Raw genomic sequence first — 18,669 nt, forward strand, 5'->3', positions numbered from 1 at the left:
CTTCCTGTTATTACGCGTCATCGCCGAACCAGCAGATATTACGTGCGGCCATAATCAGCGCGCCGGCTTGTTCATCAGACAGGCCTTCAATATCCGTCAGATCGTCAACACCTTGCTCAGCGAGATCTTCCAGCGTGCAAACGCCTTTCGACGCCAGGCGGAACGCCAGCGCACGATCGAGACCTTCAAGGTTCAGCAGGTCCTCAGCAGGATCCTGATTACCAAGGCTCTCTTCTTTCGCCAGTGCCAGGGTGGTTAACGCATTTTTTGCTCGTTCACGCAGGGCTTCAATGGTCTCTTCGTCGAGGCCGTCGACTTCCAGCAGCTCGTTGATAGGCACATAGGCCAGCTCTTCCAGCGAGGAGAAGCCCTCTTCCACCAGTACGGTGGCGAACTCTTCGTCGATGTCGAGATGTTTCGTGAACATATCGATCGCTGCATGCGCTTCAGCCTGATGCTTAGCCTGCAGATCATCGACGGTCATCACGTTCAGCTCCCAGCCACTCAGCTGTGATGCCAGACGCACGTTTTGGCCGTTACGGCCGATCGCCTGAGCCAGATTGCCAGCTTCGACGGCGATATCCATGGTGTGGTTATCTTCATCAACCACGATTGACGCCACATCGGCCGGGGCCATGGCGTTGATAACAAACTGCGCCGGGTTATCGTCCCAGAGCACGATATCGATACGCTCGCCGCCCAGTTCGCTGGAAACAGCCTGAACACGCGCGCCGCGCATGCCCACACAGGCACCCACCGGATCGATACGTTTGTCGTTGGTTTTGACTGCAATTTTCGCACGCGAACCCGGATCGCGGGCAGCGGCTTTAATTTCAATCAGTTCTTCGCCAATTTCTGGCACCTCAATGCGGAACAGTTCGATCAGCATTTCCGGTTTGGAACGCGTTACGAACAGCTGCGCGCCACGCGCTTCCGGGCGAACGGAGTAGAGCACGCCACGGATACGGTCGCCTGGACGGAAGTTTTCACGCGGCAGCATGTCTTCGCGCAGAATGACCGCTTCAGCATTGTTGCCTAAGTCGAGGGAGATGTTGTCGCGGTTAACTTTCTTCACCACGCCCGTGATAATTTCGCCTTCCTGCTCACGGAACTGATCAACCACCATTGCGCGCTCAGCTTCGCGCACTTTCTGCACGATAACCTGCTTAGCGGTCTGGGTGGTGATACGGTCAAAGGTGACCGATTCAATCTGATCTTCGACATAATCGCCCAGATTGAATGCTTCATCTTCGAAGCGGGCCGCATCCAGCGTGATCTCGCGCGTCGGCTGAGTCACCTCTTCTACGATTTCCCAGCGGCGGAAAGTATCGAAGTCGCCACTGCGGCGATCAATGCTGACGCGTACCTCAATTTCCTGCTCGTACTTTTTCTTGGTCGCAGTCGCCAGCGCGCTCTCCAGCGCTTCGAAGATTTTCTCACGCGGCAGGGCTTTTTCGTTAGAAACGGCTTCTACAACAGCTAAGATCTCTTTGTTCATCCTGGTTAGCCTCAATCCGGACTTTTAAAAGTGGGGGACCAGGTTCGCTTTCTGAATATTACTCAGCGCGAACACTACATCGTTACCCTCAACATGCACCGTGATCATCTCGCCATCAACTGACTTGATGATTCCCTGCCATTTACGGCGGTTCTGAACGGCCATACGCAGCACCAGAGTCACTTCCTCACCCATAAAGCGGGTGTAGTGTTCTGCGGTAAACAGAGGACGATCGAGTCCCGGTGAAGAGACTTCAAGGTTGTAAGGCACGGTAATGGGATCTTCTACATCCATTACGGCGCTTACCTGGTGGCTGACATCGGCGCAATCATCGACATTGATGCCATCTTCACTATCAATATAGATGCGCAGAATAGATGTGCGACTACGAACGAATTCAATACCAACCAGTTCGTAACCCAGCGCTTCTACCGGAGCCGATACCAACTCTGTCAATTTTTGCTCTAATGTGGACAAGCCCACCCCCAAGACATAAAAAAAGGGCCTATAGCCCAGTATTACGATTCGCTAATAACAAAAAACCCCGAATATTCGGGGCTTTTAGTCACTGGACCCTGTCTGCCGCAATGCGGCCCGGACTCCATCCAAAGAATTTTCTTTCAAAAATCAGCCGTGAATGCGTCCGTCGATGCACACAGTATATTTGAAAAATAACTCAAAGGGAAAGTGGTTGCGGGGGCCGGATTTGAACCGACGACCTTCGGGTTATGAGCCCGACGAGCTACCAGGCTGCTCCACCCCGCGTCCGAAAACGTGGCGAATATTACGCCAGACCTGCATAAAATGCAAGTGATACTACGATTTGGTACCGAGGACGGGACTTGAACCCGTAAGCCCAATCGGGCACTACCACCTCAAGGTAGCGTGTCTACCAATTCCACCACCACGGCACTACACTGACCACAACGATGCGTTGTGTTGACGACCTTACTTAGGAATATCGCTGCCCGGTGTAACCGGTTGAGCTGGCTTTTCAGTCTGTTGAGAAGACTGCGCCGGCGCAGAAAGATTTTCCCACTCGCTTCCTTTCGAGGCTTTATTGCTGTTCAGATTACCCAGAACCAGGCTGATGATGAAGAACAGAGCCGCTAAGATGCCAGTTGTGCGCGTCAGGAAGTTACCTGAACCCGAAGAACCAAACACCGTACCGGATGCGCCTGCACCGAATGAGGCTCCCATATCAGCGCCTTTGCCTTGCTGCAGCATGATCATACCTACGAGGGCGATCGCTACAATAAGGAAAACAACTAAAAGAGCTTCGTACATATTCAACCTGTTCCTTGCACGATAATCGTACAGTTAAAGCTTCAGCCAGTATTGATGGGGAGTCTCGTCATCACCCATCAGAAGCGGGTGTGAATACTAACCAAAGGCGCATAGCTCTGCAAGTGCAATTTTCACCTCCTAAACTGATTGCAGAAAAAAGCGCCATCCCGGTGATTTTACAGGCAGTTCAGCCTGCTGCGAACTGCCTGCAGGCGTTTTAAACCGCCTTGACCTGGTCGGCGATCAGATTAGCCAGCTCTGTTACCTTCGCCTCATCCTCGCCCTCAACCATCACCCGAATCAACGGCTCAGTGCCTGACTTACGCAGTAACACGCGTCCGCGCCCCGCCAGGGCTTTTTCCGCCTCTGCCGTTGCGGCTTTGACCGCCTCGCTTTGCAGCGGATCGTGCTCACCGGCAAAGCGGACGTTAACCAGCACCTGTGGCAGCATCTTCATGCCACTGCAGAGGTCGTGCAGGCTCATGTGATTACGTACCATCGCAGTAAGTACTTGCAAACTTGCAACGATACCGTCGCCGGTGGTGGTTTTATCCAGCAGGATAACGTGACCGGAGTTCTCCGCGCCGAGACGCCAGCCCTTCTCCTGCATCTTCTCCAGCACATAGCGGTCGCCCACTTTGGCGCGGGTAAACGGGATGCCGAGCTGCTTCAGTGCCAGCTCCAGGCCCATATTACTCATCAGGGTGCCCACCACGCCACCGCGCAACTGACCCTGACGCAGGGCTTCACGCGCGATGATATAGAGGATCTGGTCACCGTCGACTTTGTCACCCAGATGGTCAATCATCATGATGCGATCGCCGTCGCCATCATAGGCCAGGCCGATATCCGCCTTCTCTGCCAGAACACGCTGCTGCAGCAGTTTGAGATCGGTCGCCCCACACTCTTTGTTGATGTTCATGCCGTCCGGCTGAACACCGATGGCAATCACGGTCGCCCCCAGCTCACGCAGCACGTTCGGCGCGATGTGGTAGGTGGCGCCGTTGGCACAGTCGACCACAATTTTCAGGCCATTCAGGTTCAGTTCGCTGGGGAAAGTGCCCTTACAGAATTCGATGTAACGTCCCGCGGCATCGACGATGCGGCTGGCACGGCCTAACTGCGCAGACTCCACGCAGGTAATCGGCTTTTCCATCTCCAGCTCAATCGCTTCCTCGACATCATCCGGCAGCTTTGTCCCTTCGGAAGAGAAGAACTTAATGCCGTTGTCATCAAACGGGTTGTGCGAGGCAGAGATTACAATGCCCGCCTCAGCGCGGAAGGTGCGGGTCAGGTAGGCGATGGCCGGGGTCGGCATTGGGCCGGTAAAGGCCGCCGTCAGGCCCGCCGCGGCGAGCCCCGCTTCCAGCGCTGATTCCAGCATGTAGCCTGAGATACGCGTATCTTTTCCGATGATGATCTTCTTTGAACCGTGGCGCGCCAGTACTTTCCCGGCGGCCCAGCCCAGCTTCAGGACGAAATCGGGGGTAATAGGGGCTTCACCGACTTTGCCGCGAATGCCATCTGTACCGAAATATTTGCGATTACTCATGTTTATCCTTTTGCTCTTCGGGTCGCTTCGACCACGCGCATTGCTTCAGCCGTCTCTTTCACATCATGCACGCGAATAATCTGCGCGCCCTGCATGGCTGCAATCACCGCGCAACTCAGGCTGCCGGTTAAACGCTGTGACGGGCCGACATTTAACAGCTGGCCAATCATCGATTTACGGGACATTCCCACCAGCAGCGGCAGGCCGAAGTGGTGAAAATCGCCCAGATGGGCCAGCAGTTCATAATTGTGGCTGAGATTCTTACCGAAACCGAAGCCCGGGTCGAGTATCAGCCGTTCTTTTTTGATACCCGCCGCTTCACAGCGCGCAATCTGCTGAGCGAAGTAAGTGTCCACTTCGCTTGAAATGTTGTCGTAAGCGGGAGCCTGCTGCATGGTGCGGGGTTCGCCCTGCATATGCATCAGACAGATGGGCAGGTCGGTCGCTGCGGCCGCCTCCAGCGCGCCGGGTTCAGAGAGCGAACGCACGTCATTAATGATGTGAGCACCCACTCGCGCGGCTTCGCGGATAACCTCTGCTTTAGAGGTGTCCACGGAAATCCAGACTTCGAACCGCTGGGCAATGGCATCAATGACGGGAATGACACGCTCCAGCTCCTCTTCCACACTCACCTCATCCGCGCCCGGACGGGTGGATTCCCCGCCGACATCGATAATGGTGGCTCCTGCGTTGACCATCTCATTGGTATGGGTCAGTGCATCGACCAGCGCGTTATGTTTACCCCCGTCAGAAAAAGAGTCCGGCGTGACATTCAGAATGCCCATCACATGAGGAAAAGATAAATCGAGATGGGAATCACGGGCGAACAACTTCATGGCGGAAACTCCTTACGGGTCACTATCCGGATGTAAAAAACCCCGGACCAGCCGGGGTTTTGTCTGACGAGATAACGTCTTATTTATTGTACTGCTCTGACATGGTGTTGCCTGGGTTTGGCGTACGCGGTTCATCGACCGGACGCGGTGCCTTCGGCGTACCGTTGCTGTCTGAGTTGCTGCCGGGATCTTCCCAGCCCGCTGGCGGACGCACTTCGCGGCGCGCCATCAGGTCGTCGATCTGCGGTGCGTCGATGGTTTCATACTTCATCAGCGCGTCTTTCATTGCGTGAAGGATGTCCATGTTCTCACCCAGGATGCGACGGGCACGCTGGTAGTTGCTGTCGATCAGGTGCTTCACTTCCTGGTCGATGATACGGGCCGTTTCATCAGACATGTGTTTTGCTTTGGCAACAGAACGGCCAAGGAACACTTCACCCTCTTCTTCTGCATAGAGCAGCGGACCCAGTTTGTCCGAGAAGCCCCACTGCGTGACCATGTTGCGTGCCAGGTTGGTCGCGACTTTAATGTCGTTCGACGCACCGGTAGAAACATGTTCTGCGCCGTAGATGATCTCTTCTGCCAGACGACCGCCGTAGAGGGTCGAGATCTGGCTTTCCAGTTTCTGACGGCTGGCGCTGATCGCGTCGCCTTCAGGCAGGAAGAAGGTCACACCCAGCGCACGGCCGCGTGGGATAATCGTCACTTTGTGCACCGGATCGTGCTCTGGCACCAGGCGACCGATGATCGCGTGGCCCGCTTCATGATAAGCCGTCGACTCTTTCTGCGATTCGGTCATGACCATAGAGCGACGTTCCGCACCCATCATGATCTTGTCTTTGGCTTTTTCGAACTCAACCATCGACACCACACGCTTGTTGGAACGGGCTGCAAACAGTGCGGCTTCGTTGACCAGGTTGGCAAGGTCAGCACCGGAGAAGCCAGGCGTACCACGCGCAATGATGGCGGCATCGATGTCGGTTGCCAGCGGCACACGACGCATATGCACTTTCAGAATCTGCTCACGACCACGGACATCAGGCAGACCCACCACAACCTGGCGGTCAAAACGACCTGGACGCAGCAGCGCCGGGTCCAGTACGTCAGGACGGTTCGTCGCGGCGATAACGATAATACCTTCGTTACCTTCGAAACCATCCATCTCCACCAGCATCTGGTTCAGCGTCTGTTCACGTTCATCATGACCCCCGCCTAAACCGGCACCACGCTGACGACCGACGGCGTCGATCTCATCGATAAAGATGATGCAGGGCGCGGCTTTTTTGGCCTGTTCGAACATGTCGCGCACACGGGATGCACCGACACCGACAAACATTTCCACAAAGTCAGAACCGGAGATGGTAAAGAATGGCACCTTCGCTTCACCGGCAATCGCTTTTGCCAGCAGGGTTTTACCGGTTCCCGGTGGCCCCACCATCAGCACGCCTTTAGGAATTTTACCGCCCAGCTTCTGGAAACGGCTCGGCTCACGCAGGTACTCAACCAGCTCACCCACTTCTTCTTTCGCTTCGTCACAACCGGCTACGTCAGCAAAAGTGGTTTTAATCTGGTCTTCCGTCAGCATGCGGGCTTTGCTTTTGCCGAAGGACATCGCGCCCTTACCGCCGCCGCCCTGCATCTGACGCATAAAGAAGATCCACACACCGATCAGCAGCAGCATCGGGAACCACGAAATGAAGATGGAAGCCAGCAGGCTCGGCTCTTCCGGCGGTTCGCCAACCACTTTGACGTTTTTGGTCAAGAGGTTATCGAGCAACTTAGGATCGTTGACAGGAATGTAGGTGGTGTATTTATTGCTGTCTTTTTTAATAACGTTAATTTCACGCCCGTTAATACGTGCCTCGCGGACCTGATCCTGGTTCACTTCCGACAGGAAGGTTGAATAATCAACCCGACGGCCATTCGACTCGCTGGGCCCAAAGCTCTGGAATACTGACATCAGCACGACCGCGATGACTAACCAGAGAATCAGGTTTTTCGCCATGTCACTCAAGGGATTAACCTCATATTACAACGGTGTTAACAGATAGCGTAGGGTACTATAGATCCTGCATACATGGAATCGCAGCACAGCTGCGGACAACTCCAGCAATTTGGTTATAGTTTGCGCCCAGTCGCCACAATGTACACTTCACGTGAACGTGACCGTGAAGCGTCCGGCTTACGAATTTTCACTTTCGTAAACAGGGAGCGAATTTCCCGCAGGTATTCATCGAAGCCATCTCCCTGAAACACTTTCACTACAAAACTTCCGCCGGGTGCCAGGATATCCCGACACATCTCCAGCGCCAGCTCGACCAAATACATCGACCGGGGAATATCTACGGCAGGTGTACCACTCATATTCGGCGCCATATCGGACATGACAACCTGAACTTTCTCTTCGCCAACGCGCTCAAGCAGCGCATTGATCACCGATTCTTCACGAAAATCGCCCTGAAGGAAATCGACACCGACTATCGGATCCATTGGCAGGATATCACAGGCAATGATGCGCCCTTTGTTCCCGATTTGCTGTACAACATACTGCGACCAGCCACCGGGTGCAGCACCCAGATCTACCACGGTCATACCGGGTTTGAAAAGCTTGTCACCCTGTTGTATTTCATCAAGTTTAAACCAGGCACGCGAACGCAACCCTTTTTTCTGCGCCTGAAGTACATATTTATCGCTAAAGTGTTCCTGAAGCCAGCGGCTCGAGCTGGCCGAACGCTTTTTACCCGTCATAATATTTCCAGTTAAATCGTCATCGTAGCGATAAACCTGCACGCAGTGGGTTGCGCCGATTTGGTGATATACCCGAGATGGCGGTAGAATGAACCGTTTTCAATCCCTGAGTAAGTAAAAAACTACGATGAATCTAAGTACCAAACAAAAACAGCACCTCAAGGGCCTCGCCCATCCGCTCAAGCCGGTCGTTATGCTGGGTGGCAATGGCCTGACTGAAGGCGTGCTGGCCGAAATCGAGCAGGCTCTGTCGCATCACGAACTGATCAAGGTGAAAATCGCCTCGGAAGATCGTGAAACGAAACAGCTGATCGTTGACGCTATCGTGCGTGAGACCGGTGCCAGCAACGTACAGGTGATCGGCAAAACGCTGGTGCTGTATCGCCCCTCTAAGGAGAGCAAAATTTCTCTGCCACGCTAAGTGGGCAAAGAAAGTGCCATGCTCCCACCTCAGATAAAAGGCCGCATTGCGGCCTTTTTCCTTTCTTTACATTGTGCTTTAGCGCTTTTCAAAGCGTAGCAACACTTTAAAGGTATTCCACCTTCAGGATCTCATACTCAACGTCGCCGCCTGGGGTTTTAATGATGGCGACATCATCCGCCTCTTTACCCACCAGGCCACGCGCCATTGGCGAATTGACAGAAATCAGATTTTGCTTAAAGTCCGCTTCGTCATCGCCGACGATGCGATAAGTCGCCTCTTCGTCGGTTTCGATATTCAGTACGGTTACCGTTGCGCCAAAGATTACGCGTCCGGTTTTAGGCATCTGCGTTACGTCGATAACCTGCGCATTAGAGAGTTTGGCTTCAATCTCCTGAATGCGGCCTTCGCAGAACCCCTGCTCTTCACGCGCAGCGTGATATTCCGCGTTCTCTTTTAAATCGCCATGTTCGCGTGCTTCAGCGATAGAGGCGATAATGCGCGGGCGCTTCACGGTTTTCAGCTCGTTCAGCTCTTCGCGCAATCTTTCAGCGCCTCTCAACGTCATCGGAATCTGATTCATTTAAGCTCCTCGCCATCTTTCCTGTTTAACGGTGTCATCCTGACTGGTGACTGCAGAAAAAAGCGTTCTGCGGCGCATTAGCCCGTTTTTTGCAAATAAAAGAATCCTGACCCGGAGATGCTTCCAGGCCAGAAAAGAGTTTTGCAATTTGATACGTATTTTACCCCAGAGTTCCCTGCGGGTCATCGTTTACTTTGCACCACCCAGCGACGTAGTATTGACGCCCTCACCTGCCAGTTACCGCGAGATTATGCGATTTTCACGACTTGTTACCGGATTAAGCTGCGCATTTATGCTGCAGGCACACGCAGCGCCAGTTGATGAATACATGCAGTACCTGCCAGACGGCGCCAATCTGGCGCTGATGGTGCAGAAAGTGGGCGCATCAACCCCGATCATCGATTACCACGGCAAACAGATGGCCCTGCCCGCCAGTACCATGAAAGTGGTGACGGCGCTCGCGGCGTTGCTGGAACTGGGCGGCGATTACCGTTTTCAGACCACCTTTGAGACCCGAGGCTCTATCGTGGATGGCACGCTGAACGGCGATTTAGTCGCCCGTTTCGCCGGTGATCCCACCTTAAGCCGCCAGGATCTGCGCAATATGGTGGCGGCGATAAAGAAGCAGGGCATTAACCATATCAAAGGCAACCTGGTGATTGATACCTCCGTGTTTGCCAGTCACGACATGGCTCCGGGCTGGCCGTGGAACGATATGACCCAGTGCTTCAGCGCCCCGCCAGGGGCCGCCATTGTGGATAAGAACTGCTTCTCGGTGTCGCTTTACAGCGCCAGTTCGCCGGGCGAAAACGCGTTTGTCCGCATCGCCTCCTACTATCCGGCACACATGTACAGTCAGGTTCGCACTCTGGGCCGCAACAGCGGCGAAGGGCAATATTGCGAACTGGATGTGGTACCGGGTGAACTGAACCGTTATACCCTGACCGGCTGTATGCGTCAGCGTGCAGAGCCGCTGCCGCTGGCCTTTGCCGTGCAGGATGGCGCGGCCTGGGCGGGCGAGATCCTCAAGGCGGAACTGCGCGCGTCAGAGATCGACTACAGTGGTCATCTGGTTCGTCAGACACAGGTCACCGAGCCGGGCACCGTGCTCGCCTCCACCCAGTCTGCGCCGCTGCATACCCTGCTGCACACCATGCTGAAGAAGTCAGACAACATGATTGCTGATACGGTGTTCCGCACCATCGGCCACCACTACTTCAATGTGCCTGGCACGTTCCGCGCCGGTCAGGACGCCGTACGCCGCATACTGAAAGCCAAAGCCAACATCGATATGGGCAACAGCATTCAGGTGGATGGTTCCGGTCTGTCACGCCATGACCTGATCTCGCCGCAGACCATGATGCAGGTTTTGCAATTCATTGCGAAGAATGACAATACGCTGGATTACATTTCAATGCTGCCGCTGGCGGGTTATGACGGCACGCTGCAGTATCGCGGCGGGCTGCATGAAGCGGGACTGGATGGCAAAGTCTCGGCGAAAACCGGTTCCCTGCAGGGGGTCTATAACCTGGCGGGCTTTATCACCACCTCCAGCGGTGCGCGGGTTGCCTTTGTGCAGTTCCTCTCCGGCTATGCGGTTCCGCCAGAGGATCAGCGTACCCGCCGTATTCCGCTGGTGCGTTTTGAGAGCCGGCTCTACCGCGATATCAATCAGAACAACTGATGCGCGCGTAACAAAAAACGCAGCGGGTCATCGACCTGCTGCGTTTTAATCGTCTCCTCCCGGCCCGATTATTACTGAATCGATCAGAAGCGGGTGTTCACACTCATGTACCAGGTGCGGCCCGACTCATTGAAGGTGTTGGCCCCTGCCCCGTAGAGGTAAGCGCCGGTTCGCGTATTACCCGTGGTCTGTGCATTGCCCTCACGGAAATGACGCTTATCGAACAGGTTATCGACGCCTGCAGTGACGCTGACAGAGGCGTTAATGTCATAGGTGCCACTCATGCCGAGCACCGAATAGGGGCTGACCTGATCGGTTGCACTGCCGGTGACGGCGTTACCTTTATAGTCATACTTCTTCGGGACCTGCTTGCCATACCAGGTCAGGGTGGTCTGCAGCGAGAGATCCGCCATCGCCTGCCAGCTGAGCGTAGAGTTGAGCGTATATTCCGGAATCACTGACAGGCGGTCCCCGGTCTCTTTGTTCTTACTCTGCAGCATGTAAGTGAAGTTGTTGTTCCACGTCACGCTGTCGGAGAAGGGAACGTTGATCGTGCCTTCCACGCCTTCGACCAGGGCTTTCGGCACGTTTTCCCATTTGTAGATGTCCGTTTTGCCGTTAGAGGCGGTGCCGGTCGGCACCCTGCCCGCGTCGATCTTGTTGCGGTAGTCGTTACGGAACCAGGTCAGTCCGGCCTGATAGCCGTCACGCTTCCACTCCAGCCCAATCTCCTTGTTGATGCTGTTTTCTGCTTTCAGATCATCATTCCCCATCAGGTAGCAGGCACCGGCACTGGCGGCGCAGCCCTGGCCGTTGCTGTAGAGCAGATAGTTGGGGTTGGTCTGATAGAGGCTCGGCGCTTTATAAGCACGGGCGATACCCATTTTCAGAGTCAGCTCATCGCCCAGCCCCTGAGACAGGTTGAGCGACGGACTCCAGTTATCGCCCACGATCGAGTGATGATCAAAACGCACTCCCGGCGTCAGCATGGTGCTGTCGGTCAGCTCAATGTTGTCTTCGGCAAACAGCGAGAAAATCTCCGCCTGAGAATAGGGAGAGCGGCCGGTGGTGGCGATCCCCGGAATGGAACCGTAACTGGCAGCCTGCGTGGTTGACGACGGATCTTTCATCCGCTGCTGATTCCACTCGGTGCCAAAGGTCGCCGTCTGATTCACCAGCCACTCAAACGGCACGCTGATCTCACTGTGCAGCAGCAGATCATCCAGCTGGATGGTGTTGAAACGGCTGTCGGAGAAGATGCCCTCCGTCCCGCCCGCCAGCCCTTCGTTCAGCCGGGAGTTGCGGGTATTCTCATACTGCGCATACGTATTGGTACTGACGCCATTGTCCCAGGCGCCGGTCCACCTGACAGAGACGTTCTGCCGATAGAGCCGGTTAGTCTCATCACCATATTTACTTTTCACCAGATCACTGGTGTTGGTGTTCTGCGTATCCCCGGCGTAGAGGTTGCCCTGACGGCTGAAACCGGCCCCCACTTCCAGCGCCTGCATCGGCGCAAAAGCCCAGCGCAGCAGACCATGGATGTCTTTGTTGACCGCACCTTCGCGGCCCGCCGGATACGATCCGGCGTAGCTTCCGGTACGGGCGGCGGCGTGCCCTTCATTGATGTCATACGCATCTGCCTGCGTTTTTGCCAGCCCGCCATAGAGGCGGAAGCTGACATCATCCCCCAGCGGCCCCTCAAGGCTGAAGTTAGTGCGTCGGGAGGCCCCCTCATCCTTATGCTCCGGCACGTTGTAGTAGGCGCTCCACGAGCCGTGCCACTGATGATCCATCTCTTTTCGGGTAATGATGTTGACCACGCCGCCCGCCGCCCCGTTACCGTAACGGGCCGCTGCCGGGCCGCGGATCACCTCGATGTGATCGATGATCTCTGGCGGCACCCAGTTGCTGTCGCCGCGCGTGTCACGCTCGCCACGCCAGCCCAGCCGGACGGCATTACGGCTGGTCACCGGCAGACCATCAATCAGGATCAGGGTATTTTCCGGGCCCATGCCGCGGATGTCGATCTGACGATTGTTGCCGCGCTGACCGCTGGTGGAGTTACCGGTCAGATTGACGCCCGGCATGGTGCGGATGATTTCGGCGACATCGCGCGCCGGCGGGTGCTTTTTGATTTCGTCGGCGGTAATGGTCGAGACACCCGGCGCCTGCAGCGTCTGCTCGGCGGCGGTCACCATCATGGTGCTGTCGTTAAGGCTGTCTGACGCGGTGCCATTAAGCGCCGGGTCGCTGCTGCTGGCCGCCACGGCACCGGCAGAGATGAGAGAGGCGGTGAAACCCAGTTCAATCATAATGGCCAGTGAAAGCCGCGATAACTTTTTCATTTTTCTGTTCCTGGACGACCAGCAGGGATGCCACTGCCAGCGCGCCGGTAAAAAGGTAATGTCCCTGATCCCCTTCCTGCCCGGCTGATTTCAGCACCGCGAGACACCCCGCTGAAAGCCGGTGCGGCAGAGAAAATGCACACACGCCCTGACGAGCGGAAACACCCTATTGCAAATGCAAATAATTATCAATACTATTATTTATATCATTTATGTCACAGATTTCGTCTGTTCGAACGATGGCGCGTATGACCTGGTTAAACGAAGAAACCGGCAGTGAACGCTGGTGGCAACAGCAGCAGCAGCGGGGGATTCCGCTGATTGAACCGGGTGACGCGGGCACCTGTCAGGTCACCTTTTTCTGGCGCGATCCGCAGGGCGACACACAGAGATCGGACACCCGCCGCGTCTGGATCAACATTACCGGCGTGACCGATCATCATCATGCCGCCGCCCCTGTTTCACTCTCTCCGTTGGCCCACACCGATGTCTGGTGGTGGCAAACCACCCTGCCCGCTGACTGGCGTGGCAGCTACTTTCTGATCCCGGATGCGCAGGCCGAGCCGTTTACCGGCCAGAGCGATGCGCAGGCGTTACGGCAGTGGTGGAAGCAGAAATTTCCGCAGGCGCAAAACGACCCGCTCAATCCGCTGCGAGGCTGGGCGGGCGGACGCGGCATGTCACACTCGCCGCTGCACCTGCCTCATGCGCCCGACCAGCAGGTCTGGCGGGCGGTCGATGAAGGCCGCGCCGCCGCAGTACCGCTGCAACACTTTCTGTGGCGCAGCAAACGGCTGGGAAACCAGCGTCAGATCTGGATCTGTGTAACCGGCGAGGCCGATGCTGGCGCGCGTCCGCTGGCACTGCTGCTGGATGGACAGTTCTGGGCGCACAGCATGCCGGTTGCCGGTCCGCTTCAGCAGCTCACCGCGGCAGGCGAACTGCCCCCGGCGGTCTATGTCATGATCGACATCATCGATCGCGAACACCGCACGCGCGAGCTGACCTGCAACCCTGACTTCTGGCTGGCCGTTCAGCATGAGCTGCTGCCACAGGTTGCGCACCAGACGCCCTGCCGTATCGACAGCGACCGCACGCTGGTGATCGGCCAGAGTTTTGGCGGACTCGCTGCCGCTTACGCCACGCTGACCTGGCCCGACACCTTTGCCGGTGCCGTCAGCCTTTCCGGCTCTTTCTGGTGGCCCGGGCGCGACGATCCCAGCGGCTGGCTGCCGCAGCAGTTACAGCAGGGCCTGCTGCAGGCACCGCCACGGCGCTTTTATCTGGAAGCGGGTCGGCGCGAGCGGCTGATTCTGGCCGCAAATCAGCAGTTTCAGCGCGATCTGACCGATGCCGGACATCAGGTCAGCTATCATCCGGTGGAAGGCGGTCACGATGCACTCTGCTGGCGCGGCGGGCTGCTGACCGGCCTGAAAACCCTGTGGCCATCATCCTCATTCGCTTAACGTCCGCCGCCTGCCCGCCACTGTAGGGTACCACGGGCAGAATCGGGGCGTCAGCGCGCTCCGCGATGGTGGTCAGGAGACTAATATGCAACAACCTCACCCTTTTGACGACCCGCAGCAGGCGTGTCTGGTACTGAAGAACGATCGTCAGCAATACAGCTTATGGCCCACCTTTTGTGCGATCCCGGCCGGGTGGCAGCCGGTATGGGGCCCCGCGCCACAGGCACACTGCCTGACGTGGCTGAATGAACACTGGCACGATATCCGCCCCGTCACCGCAGAAGCCAGCCGGAGCGATCATGTCTGAACGCTCTCTGACACCACAGAAAACGCTGCCGCTGGTGGCTGCCCAGCCCGGAATCTGGATCGCTGACCAGCTCTCGCCCTACCGCAATGCCTACGCCGTGGCACATTTTGTGGAACTGCGGGGCGCACTGGACAGCGCGCTGCTCTCCCGCGCTATCGTGGCGGGCATGCAGGAGGCGGACACCCTGAACATGGCCTTTGGCGAGCGGGACGGCGAGCCGCTGCAGTGGCCTGTCGCGCAGCATTTCCGCTTACCCGAGGTGATCGATCTGCGCGGCGCCGTCGATCCGCACGCCGCCGCGCGGGCGCGGATGCAGGAGGATTTGTCGGGCGATCTGCGGGTGCTGAGCGGTGCGCCGCTCTGCCACCACAGCCTGCTGCGACTGGGTGAGGAGCAGTGGTACTGGTATCAGCGCTACCATCATCTGGTGGTGGATGGTTTCAGCTTTACCGCCCTGACCCGCCGTATCGCCGATCTCTACAGCGCCTGGCAGCGCGGCGACACGCCGCCGCCGACGCCGTTTGTGCCGTTCAGCGAGGTGGTTGAGGAGTATCAGCGCTATCAGCAATCGGCAGCCTGGCTGCGCGACCGCCAGTTCTGGCTGGAGAAAGGTATGGCGTTACCCGCCCCCGCCTCCCTCTCCCCGCTGCCGCTGGCCGGTCAGCACGCCAGCACGGATCTGCGGCGTCACAGCATCACGGTGGATCGAAGCGCCTTTCAGAAGCTGCTTGAGCACACCGGGCAGCAGAACCTCAGCGCGGCAGATACGGCCGTGGCGCTGGTGGCGCTGTGGCTGGCGCGTCTGACCGGTCAGAACGATTTTGCCGCCGGTTTCATCTTTATGCGCCGCATCGGCTCGGCGGCGCTCTGCGCCACCGGTCCGGTGATCAACGTGCTGCCTCTGGCAGTGCATTACGATCCGGCCCAGCCGCTGGCAGCTCTGGCGGCCCGGCTGGCGGGTGAAGTCAGAAAAATGCGTCGTCATCAGCGCTATGACGCAGAGCAGGTGCAGCGCGATCTGGGTCGTCACGGCGACAGCGATCCGCTTTACGGGCCGGTGATTAACCTGAAGATGTTCGACTACCAGCTCGATTTCGCCGGTACAGCGGGCATCACCCATCAGCTGGCGTCCGGCCCGGTTCGCGATCTGGAGATGGCTATCTATCTGAACGATCAGGGCGATCTGACGCTGGCGCTGCTGGCAAACGCGCAGCGCTACAGTGACGCCCTGGTGCAGCAGCATGCGCGCCGTTTTGATCGGCTGCTCTCCCAGCTCGCCAGCCAGCCCGCGCGTGCCTGTGGCGAGCTGGATATGCTGATGCCGGACGAGCACCGGCAGCTGGCGGCGATCAATCAGACCGCCGTGACGCTTCCCCCGGCCACGCTGAGCAGCCTGCTGCAGCAGCAGGCTGAACGAACGCCGCAGGCACCGGCGCTGGCCGATGCGTCGCATCAGCTCAGCTATCAGCAGATGCAGCAGCAGGTCGCCGCGCTGGGACAGCAGCTGATCGCCCGGGGTGTGGCGCGCGGAGATATTGTCGCCGTGGCGCTGCCGCGCTCCGTGTTTTTATCGCTGGCGCTGCAGGCGATCGTCAGCGTGGGGGCCACCTGGCTGCCGCTCGACACCGGGTATCCCGACGACCGATTAAAGATGATGCTGGCAGACGCCACGCCGAAAGCGCTGATCACCCGCCGTGAACTGGCTGACCGGCTGGCGGCGCTCTCGCCGGTCACACCGCTGTTTTACGACACGCTGTTAACCCCCGCTGAGGCGATGCCGTCGCAGGCGCCCTCCCCGCAGGATGGCGCGTACCTCATCTACACCTCCGGCTCAACCGGGCGGCCAAAAGGCGTGCTGGTCAGTCACGCCGCGATCGTCAACCGCCTGTTATGGATGCAGGATCTCTATCCGCTGGGTCAGGATGATGTGGTGTTACAGAAGACGCCGGGCAGCTTTGATGTCTCCGTCTGGGAGTTCTTCTGGCCCCTGATCGCCGGTGCGCAGCTGGTGATGGCGCCGCCCGATGCGCACCGCGACCCTGAGGCGCTGAGGCAGCTGTTTGCCCGCTACCGCGTGACCACCACCCACTTTGTTCCGTCGATGCTGGCCGCCTTTGTCGCTGCGCTGCAGGAGGAGAAGGCGGCAGCCTGCTGCGCAACCCTGCGTCGGGTCTTCTGCAGCGGTGAAGCACTGCCCGCCGCGCTGTCGCGTCAGTGGCAGACGCTGACCGGGGTGCCGCTGCATAACCTCTATGGCCCGACCGAAGCGGCGGTGGATGTCAGCTACTATCCGGCCTCCGGCGCAGAGCTGGCCGCCGTTGAAGGCGCCAGCGTACCGATTGGCTTCCCGGTCTGGAACACCGGCTTGCGGATCCTGGATGCCCGTCTGCAGCCGGTGCCGCCGGGCATTGCCGGCGATCTCTGGCTGACCGGCGTCCAGCTGGCGCACGGCTATCTGGATCGTCCCGACCTCACGGCCAGCCGCTTTGTGGCCGATCCCTGGGGTGACGGCACCCGGATGTATCGCACCGGCGACGTGGCACGCTGGCTGCCGGATGGCGCAGTGGAGTATCTGGGCCGCAGTGACGATCAGCTTAAAATTCGCGGACAGCGCATTGAGCTGAATGAGATCGATCTGGCGATGGCCGCCCTGCCGGGCATTGAGCAGGCGGTGACGCACGCGGCCGTGCTGGGCGGCGGCGGCGATCAGCAGGGTGATGCCCGACAGCTGATCGGTTATGTCGTCGCCGATGAGACGATTGACGCGGACGCCCTGCGCCAGCGGCTGGCCACCCGGCTGCCCGCACACATGGTGCCGGTGGCGATTGTTCAGCTGGCGAGCCTGCCGCTCAGCAGCAACGGCAAGCTCGATCGTAAAGCCCTGCCGCTGCCACAGACCCAGGCCAGAATCGCCGGGCGCGCGCCCTGCCCTGGACTGGAAAGCACGCTGGCTCAGGCGTTTGCTTCGCTGCTGGAGCGCGAGTCGGTCAGCGCACAGGATGACTTTTTCTTGCTGGGAGGGCATTCGCTGCTGGCGATGCGGCTGGCGGCGCAGCTGCGCCGGACGCTGGATCAGCCGGTGTCGGTGGGGCAGATTATGGTGGCCCCTACGGTGGAACAGCTGGCGGCTCTGCTCAGCGGCCCCTCTGCCGGGGCGACCCGCGCCGGGTTTGAGACGGTATTGCCGCTGCGGCGCAGCACGGGCCCGACGCTGTTCTGTTTCCATCCCGCCTCCGGTTTTGCCTGGCAATTCAGCGCATTAACGCGTTATCTGGACCCGCGCTGGTCGCTGCTGGGCATTCAGTCACCCGACCTCACCAGCCCGCTCAGCCAGGCGCAGCATCTCGATGCGGTGTGTGATGCCCATCTGGCGACGGTACGACAGCAGCAGCCTCAGGGGCCTTACTATTTCCTGGGCTACTCGCTGGGCGGCACGCTGGCACAGGGAATTGCCGCGCGGCTGGAAGCGGAAGGCGAAACCGTTGCCTTCCTCGGGCTGCTCGACACCTGGCCGCCGGAAACGCAAAACTGGGATGCACGGCGCGGCGAGAACGTGCTGGATCCGGCAGTGCTGGAGGAGGTTAACCGCGAGCGCGAGCAGTTTATCGCGACGCAGCGTCAGCAGGCGGGTGAAGGTATGGAGACGCTGTTCACCACCATTGAGCGCAATTACGCCCGTTCCGTGCGGCTGCTGGCCACGGCCCGCAGTGCCCGTTTCAGCGGACAGGCGACGCTGTTTCTGGCGCAACAGACGCAGCAGCCCGGTCAGGATGCACGTCGCGCCTGGGCACCTTACCTCGGCGGTCTGACGATCTGGCCGCTGGACTGTGCCCATGTTGAGATCGTCTCACCCCGCCTGTTTGAACAGATCGGTCCCCGCCTGCAGCAGATACTGGCGTCGCTGAATCCGTAGCCGCCTTCTCCTGCGGAGAGGGTGCC

At 58.3% G+C, this 18,669-nt stretch carries 14 protein-coding genes and 2 tRNA genes; 5 read left to right on the plus strand and 11 right to left on the minus strand.

The features are described 5' to 3' along the window. Positions 1-10: 10 nt before the first annotated feature. From nusA to rlmE, 9 genes are all read right to left on the minus strand, one after another. Complete coding sequence (gene nusA, locus HFD92_RS10015) at positions 11-1,498, minus strand: transcription termination factor NusA (protein ID WP_009092410.1); 1,488 nt, start codon at positions 1,496-1,498, stop codon at positions 11-13. A 24-nt stretch (positions 1,499-1,522) separates the two neighbouring features. Next, positions 1,523-1,975 (minus strand): ribosome maturation factor RimP, encoded by a 453-nt coding sequence (gene rimP / locus HFD92_RS10020; RefSeq protein WP_009092411.1) that lies wholly within the window; start codon positions 1,973-1,975, stop codon positions 1,523-1,525. Positions 1,976-2,186: 211 nt separating this feature from the next. Further along, positions 2,187-2,263: transfer RNA gene (locus HFD92_RS10025), tRNA-Met, on the minus strand. A 59-nt stretch (positions 2,264-2,322) separates the two neighbouring features. Next, positions 2,323-2,409: transfer RNA gene (locus HFD92_RS10030), tRNA-Leu, on the minus strand. Between the two features lie 37 nt (positions 2,410-2,446). After that, on the minus strand, positions 2,447-2,785 hold the full coding sequence (gene secG, locus HFD92_RS10035) for a preprotein translocase subunit SecG (protein WP_009092412.1): 339 nt from the start codon (positions 2,783-2,785) through the stop codon (positions 2,447-2,449). A gap of 217 nt (positions 2,786-3,002) precedes the next feature. Next, positions 3,003-4,337, minus strand: coding sequence for a phosphoglucosamine mutase (gene glmM / locus HFD92_RS10040; RefSeq protein WP_009092414.1), 1,335 nt, complete (start codon positions 4,335-4,337; stop codon positions 3,003-3,005). A gap of 2 nt (positions 4,338-4,339) precedes the next feature. Further along, entirely contained in the window at positions 4,340-5,173 is an 834-nt protein-coding gene (folP, locus tag HFD92_RS10045; RefSeq protein ID WP_167428884.1) for a dihydropteroate synthase, read from the minus strand. A gap of 79 nt (positions 5,174-5,252) precedes the next feature. Next, positions 5,253-7,178: an ATP-dependent zinc metalloprotease FtsH gene (gene ftsH / locus HFD92_RS10050; RefSeq protein ID WP_009092418.1), complete on the minus strand. Its 1,926-nt coding sequence runs from the start codon at positions 7,176-7,178 to the stop codon at positions 5,253-5,255. Between the two features lie 113 nt (positions 7,179-7,291). Then, the gene (gene rlmE, locus HFD92_RS10055) at positions 7,292-7,921 is read right to left on the minus strand and encodes a 23S rRNA (uridine(2552)-2'-O)-methyltransferase RlmE (RefSeq protein WP_009092419.1); all 630 of its coding nucleotides are present in this window, start codon (positions 7,919-7,921) and stop codon (positions 7,292-7,294) included. 127 nt (positions 7,922-8,048) lie between these two features. Here rlmE and yhbY point away from each other — a divergent pair, with 127 nt between their 5' ends. Next, on the plus strand, positions 8,049-8,342 hold the full coding sequence (yhbY, locus tag HFD92_RS10060) for a ribosome assembly RNA-binding protein YhbY (protein WP_009092420.1): 294 nt from the start codon (positions 8,049-8,051) through the stop codon (positions 8,340-8,342). A 106-nt stretch (positions 8,343-8,448) separates the two neighbouring features. On the opposite strand, the gene greA is transcribed toward yhbY, so the two are convergent. Then, positions 8,449-8,925 carry a transcription elongation factor GreA gene (gene greA, locus HFD92_RS10065; RefSeq protein ID WP_009092422.1) on the minus strand — a complete coding sequence of 159 codons (477 nt, stop codon included), beginning with the start codon at positions 8,923-8,925 and terminating at the stop codon, positions 8,449-8,451. Between the two features lie 250 nt (positions 8,926-9,175). Between greA and dacB the strand changes: the two genes are divergently transcribed. Next, complete coding sequence (dacB, locus tag HFD92_RS10070; RefSeq protein WP_009092423.1) at positions 9,176-10,609, plus strand: serine-type D-Ala-D-Ala carboxypeptidase; 1,434 nt, start codon at positions 9,176-9,178, stop codon at positions 10,607-10,609. An 83-nt stretch (positions 10,610-10,692) separates the two neighbouring features. Here the strand turns inward: dacB and HFD92_RS10075 are convergent, their stop codons facing one another. Beyond that, complete coding sequence (locus tag HFD92_RS10075) at positions 10,693-12,957, minus strand: TonB-dependent siderophore receptor (protein WP_167428885.1); 2,265 nt, start codon at positions 12,955-12,957, stop codon at positions 10,693-10,695. A 239-nt stretch (positions 12,958-13,196) separates the two neighbouring features. On the opposite strand from HFD92_RS10075, the gene fes reads away from it, so the two are divergent. From fes to HFD92_RS10090, 3 genes are all read left to right on the plus strand, one after another. Continuing rightward, a complete protein-coding gene (gene fes, locus HFD92_RS10080; RefSeq protein ID WP_167428886.1) occupies positions 13,197-14,423 on the plus strand; it encodes an enterochelin esterase in 1,227 nt (408 codons plus the stop codon). Positions 14,424-14,508: 85 nt separating this feature from the next. Next, on the plus strand, positions 14,509-14,730 hold the full coding sequence (locus tag HFD92_RS10085) for an MbtH family protein (protein ID WP_009092432.1): 222 nt from the start codon (positions 14,509-14,511) through the stop codon (positions 14,728-14,730). Continuing rightward, a complete protein-coding gene (locus HFD92_RS10090) occupies positions 14,723-18,643 on the plus strand; it encodes an enterobactin synthase subunit F (RefSeq protein ID WP_167428887.1) in 3,921 nt (1,306 codons plus the stop codon). The genes HFD92_RS10085 and HFD92_RS10090 overlap by 8 nt, the downstream gene beginning before the upstream one ends. Positions 18,644-18,669: the final 26 nt, after the last annotated feature.

The sequence above is a fragment of the Pantoea sp. EKM101V genome, assembly GCF_011800325.1.
Lineage (GTDB): Bacteria > Pseudomonadota > Gammaproteobacteria > Enterobacterales > Enterobacteriaceae > Pantoea > Pantoea anthophila.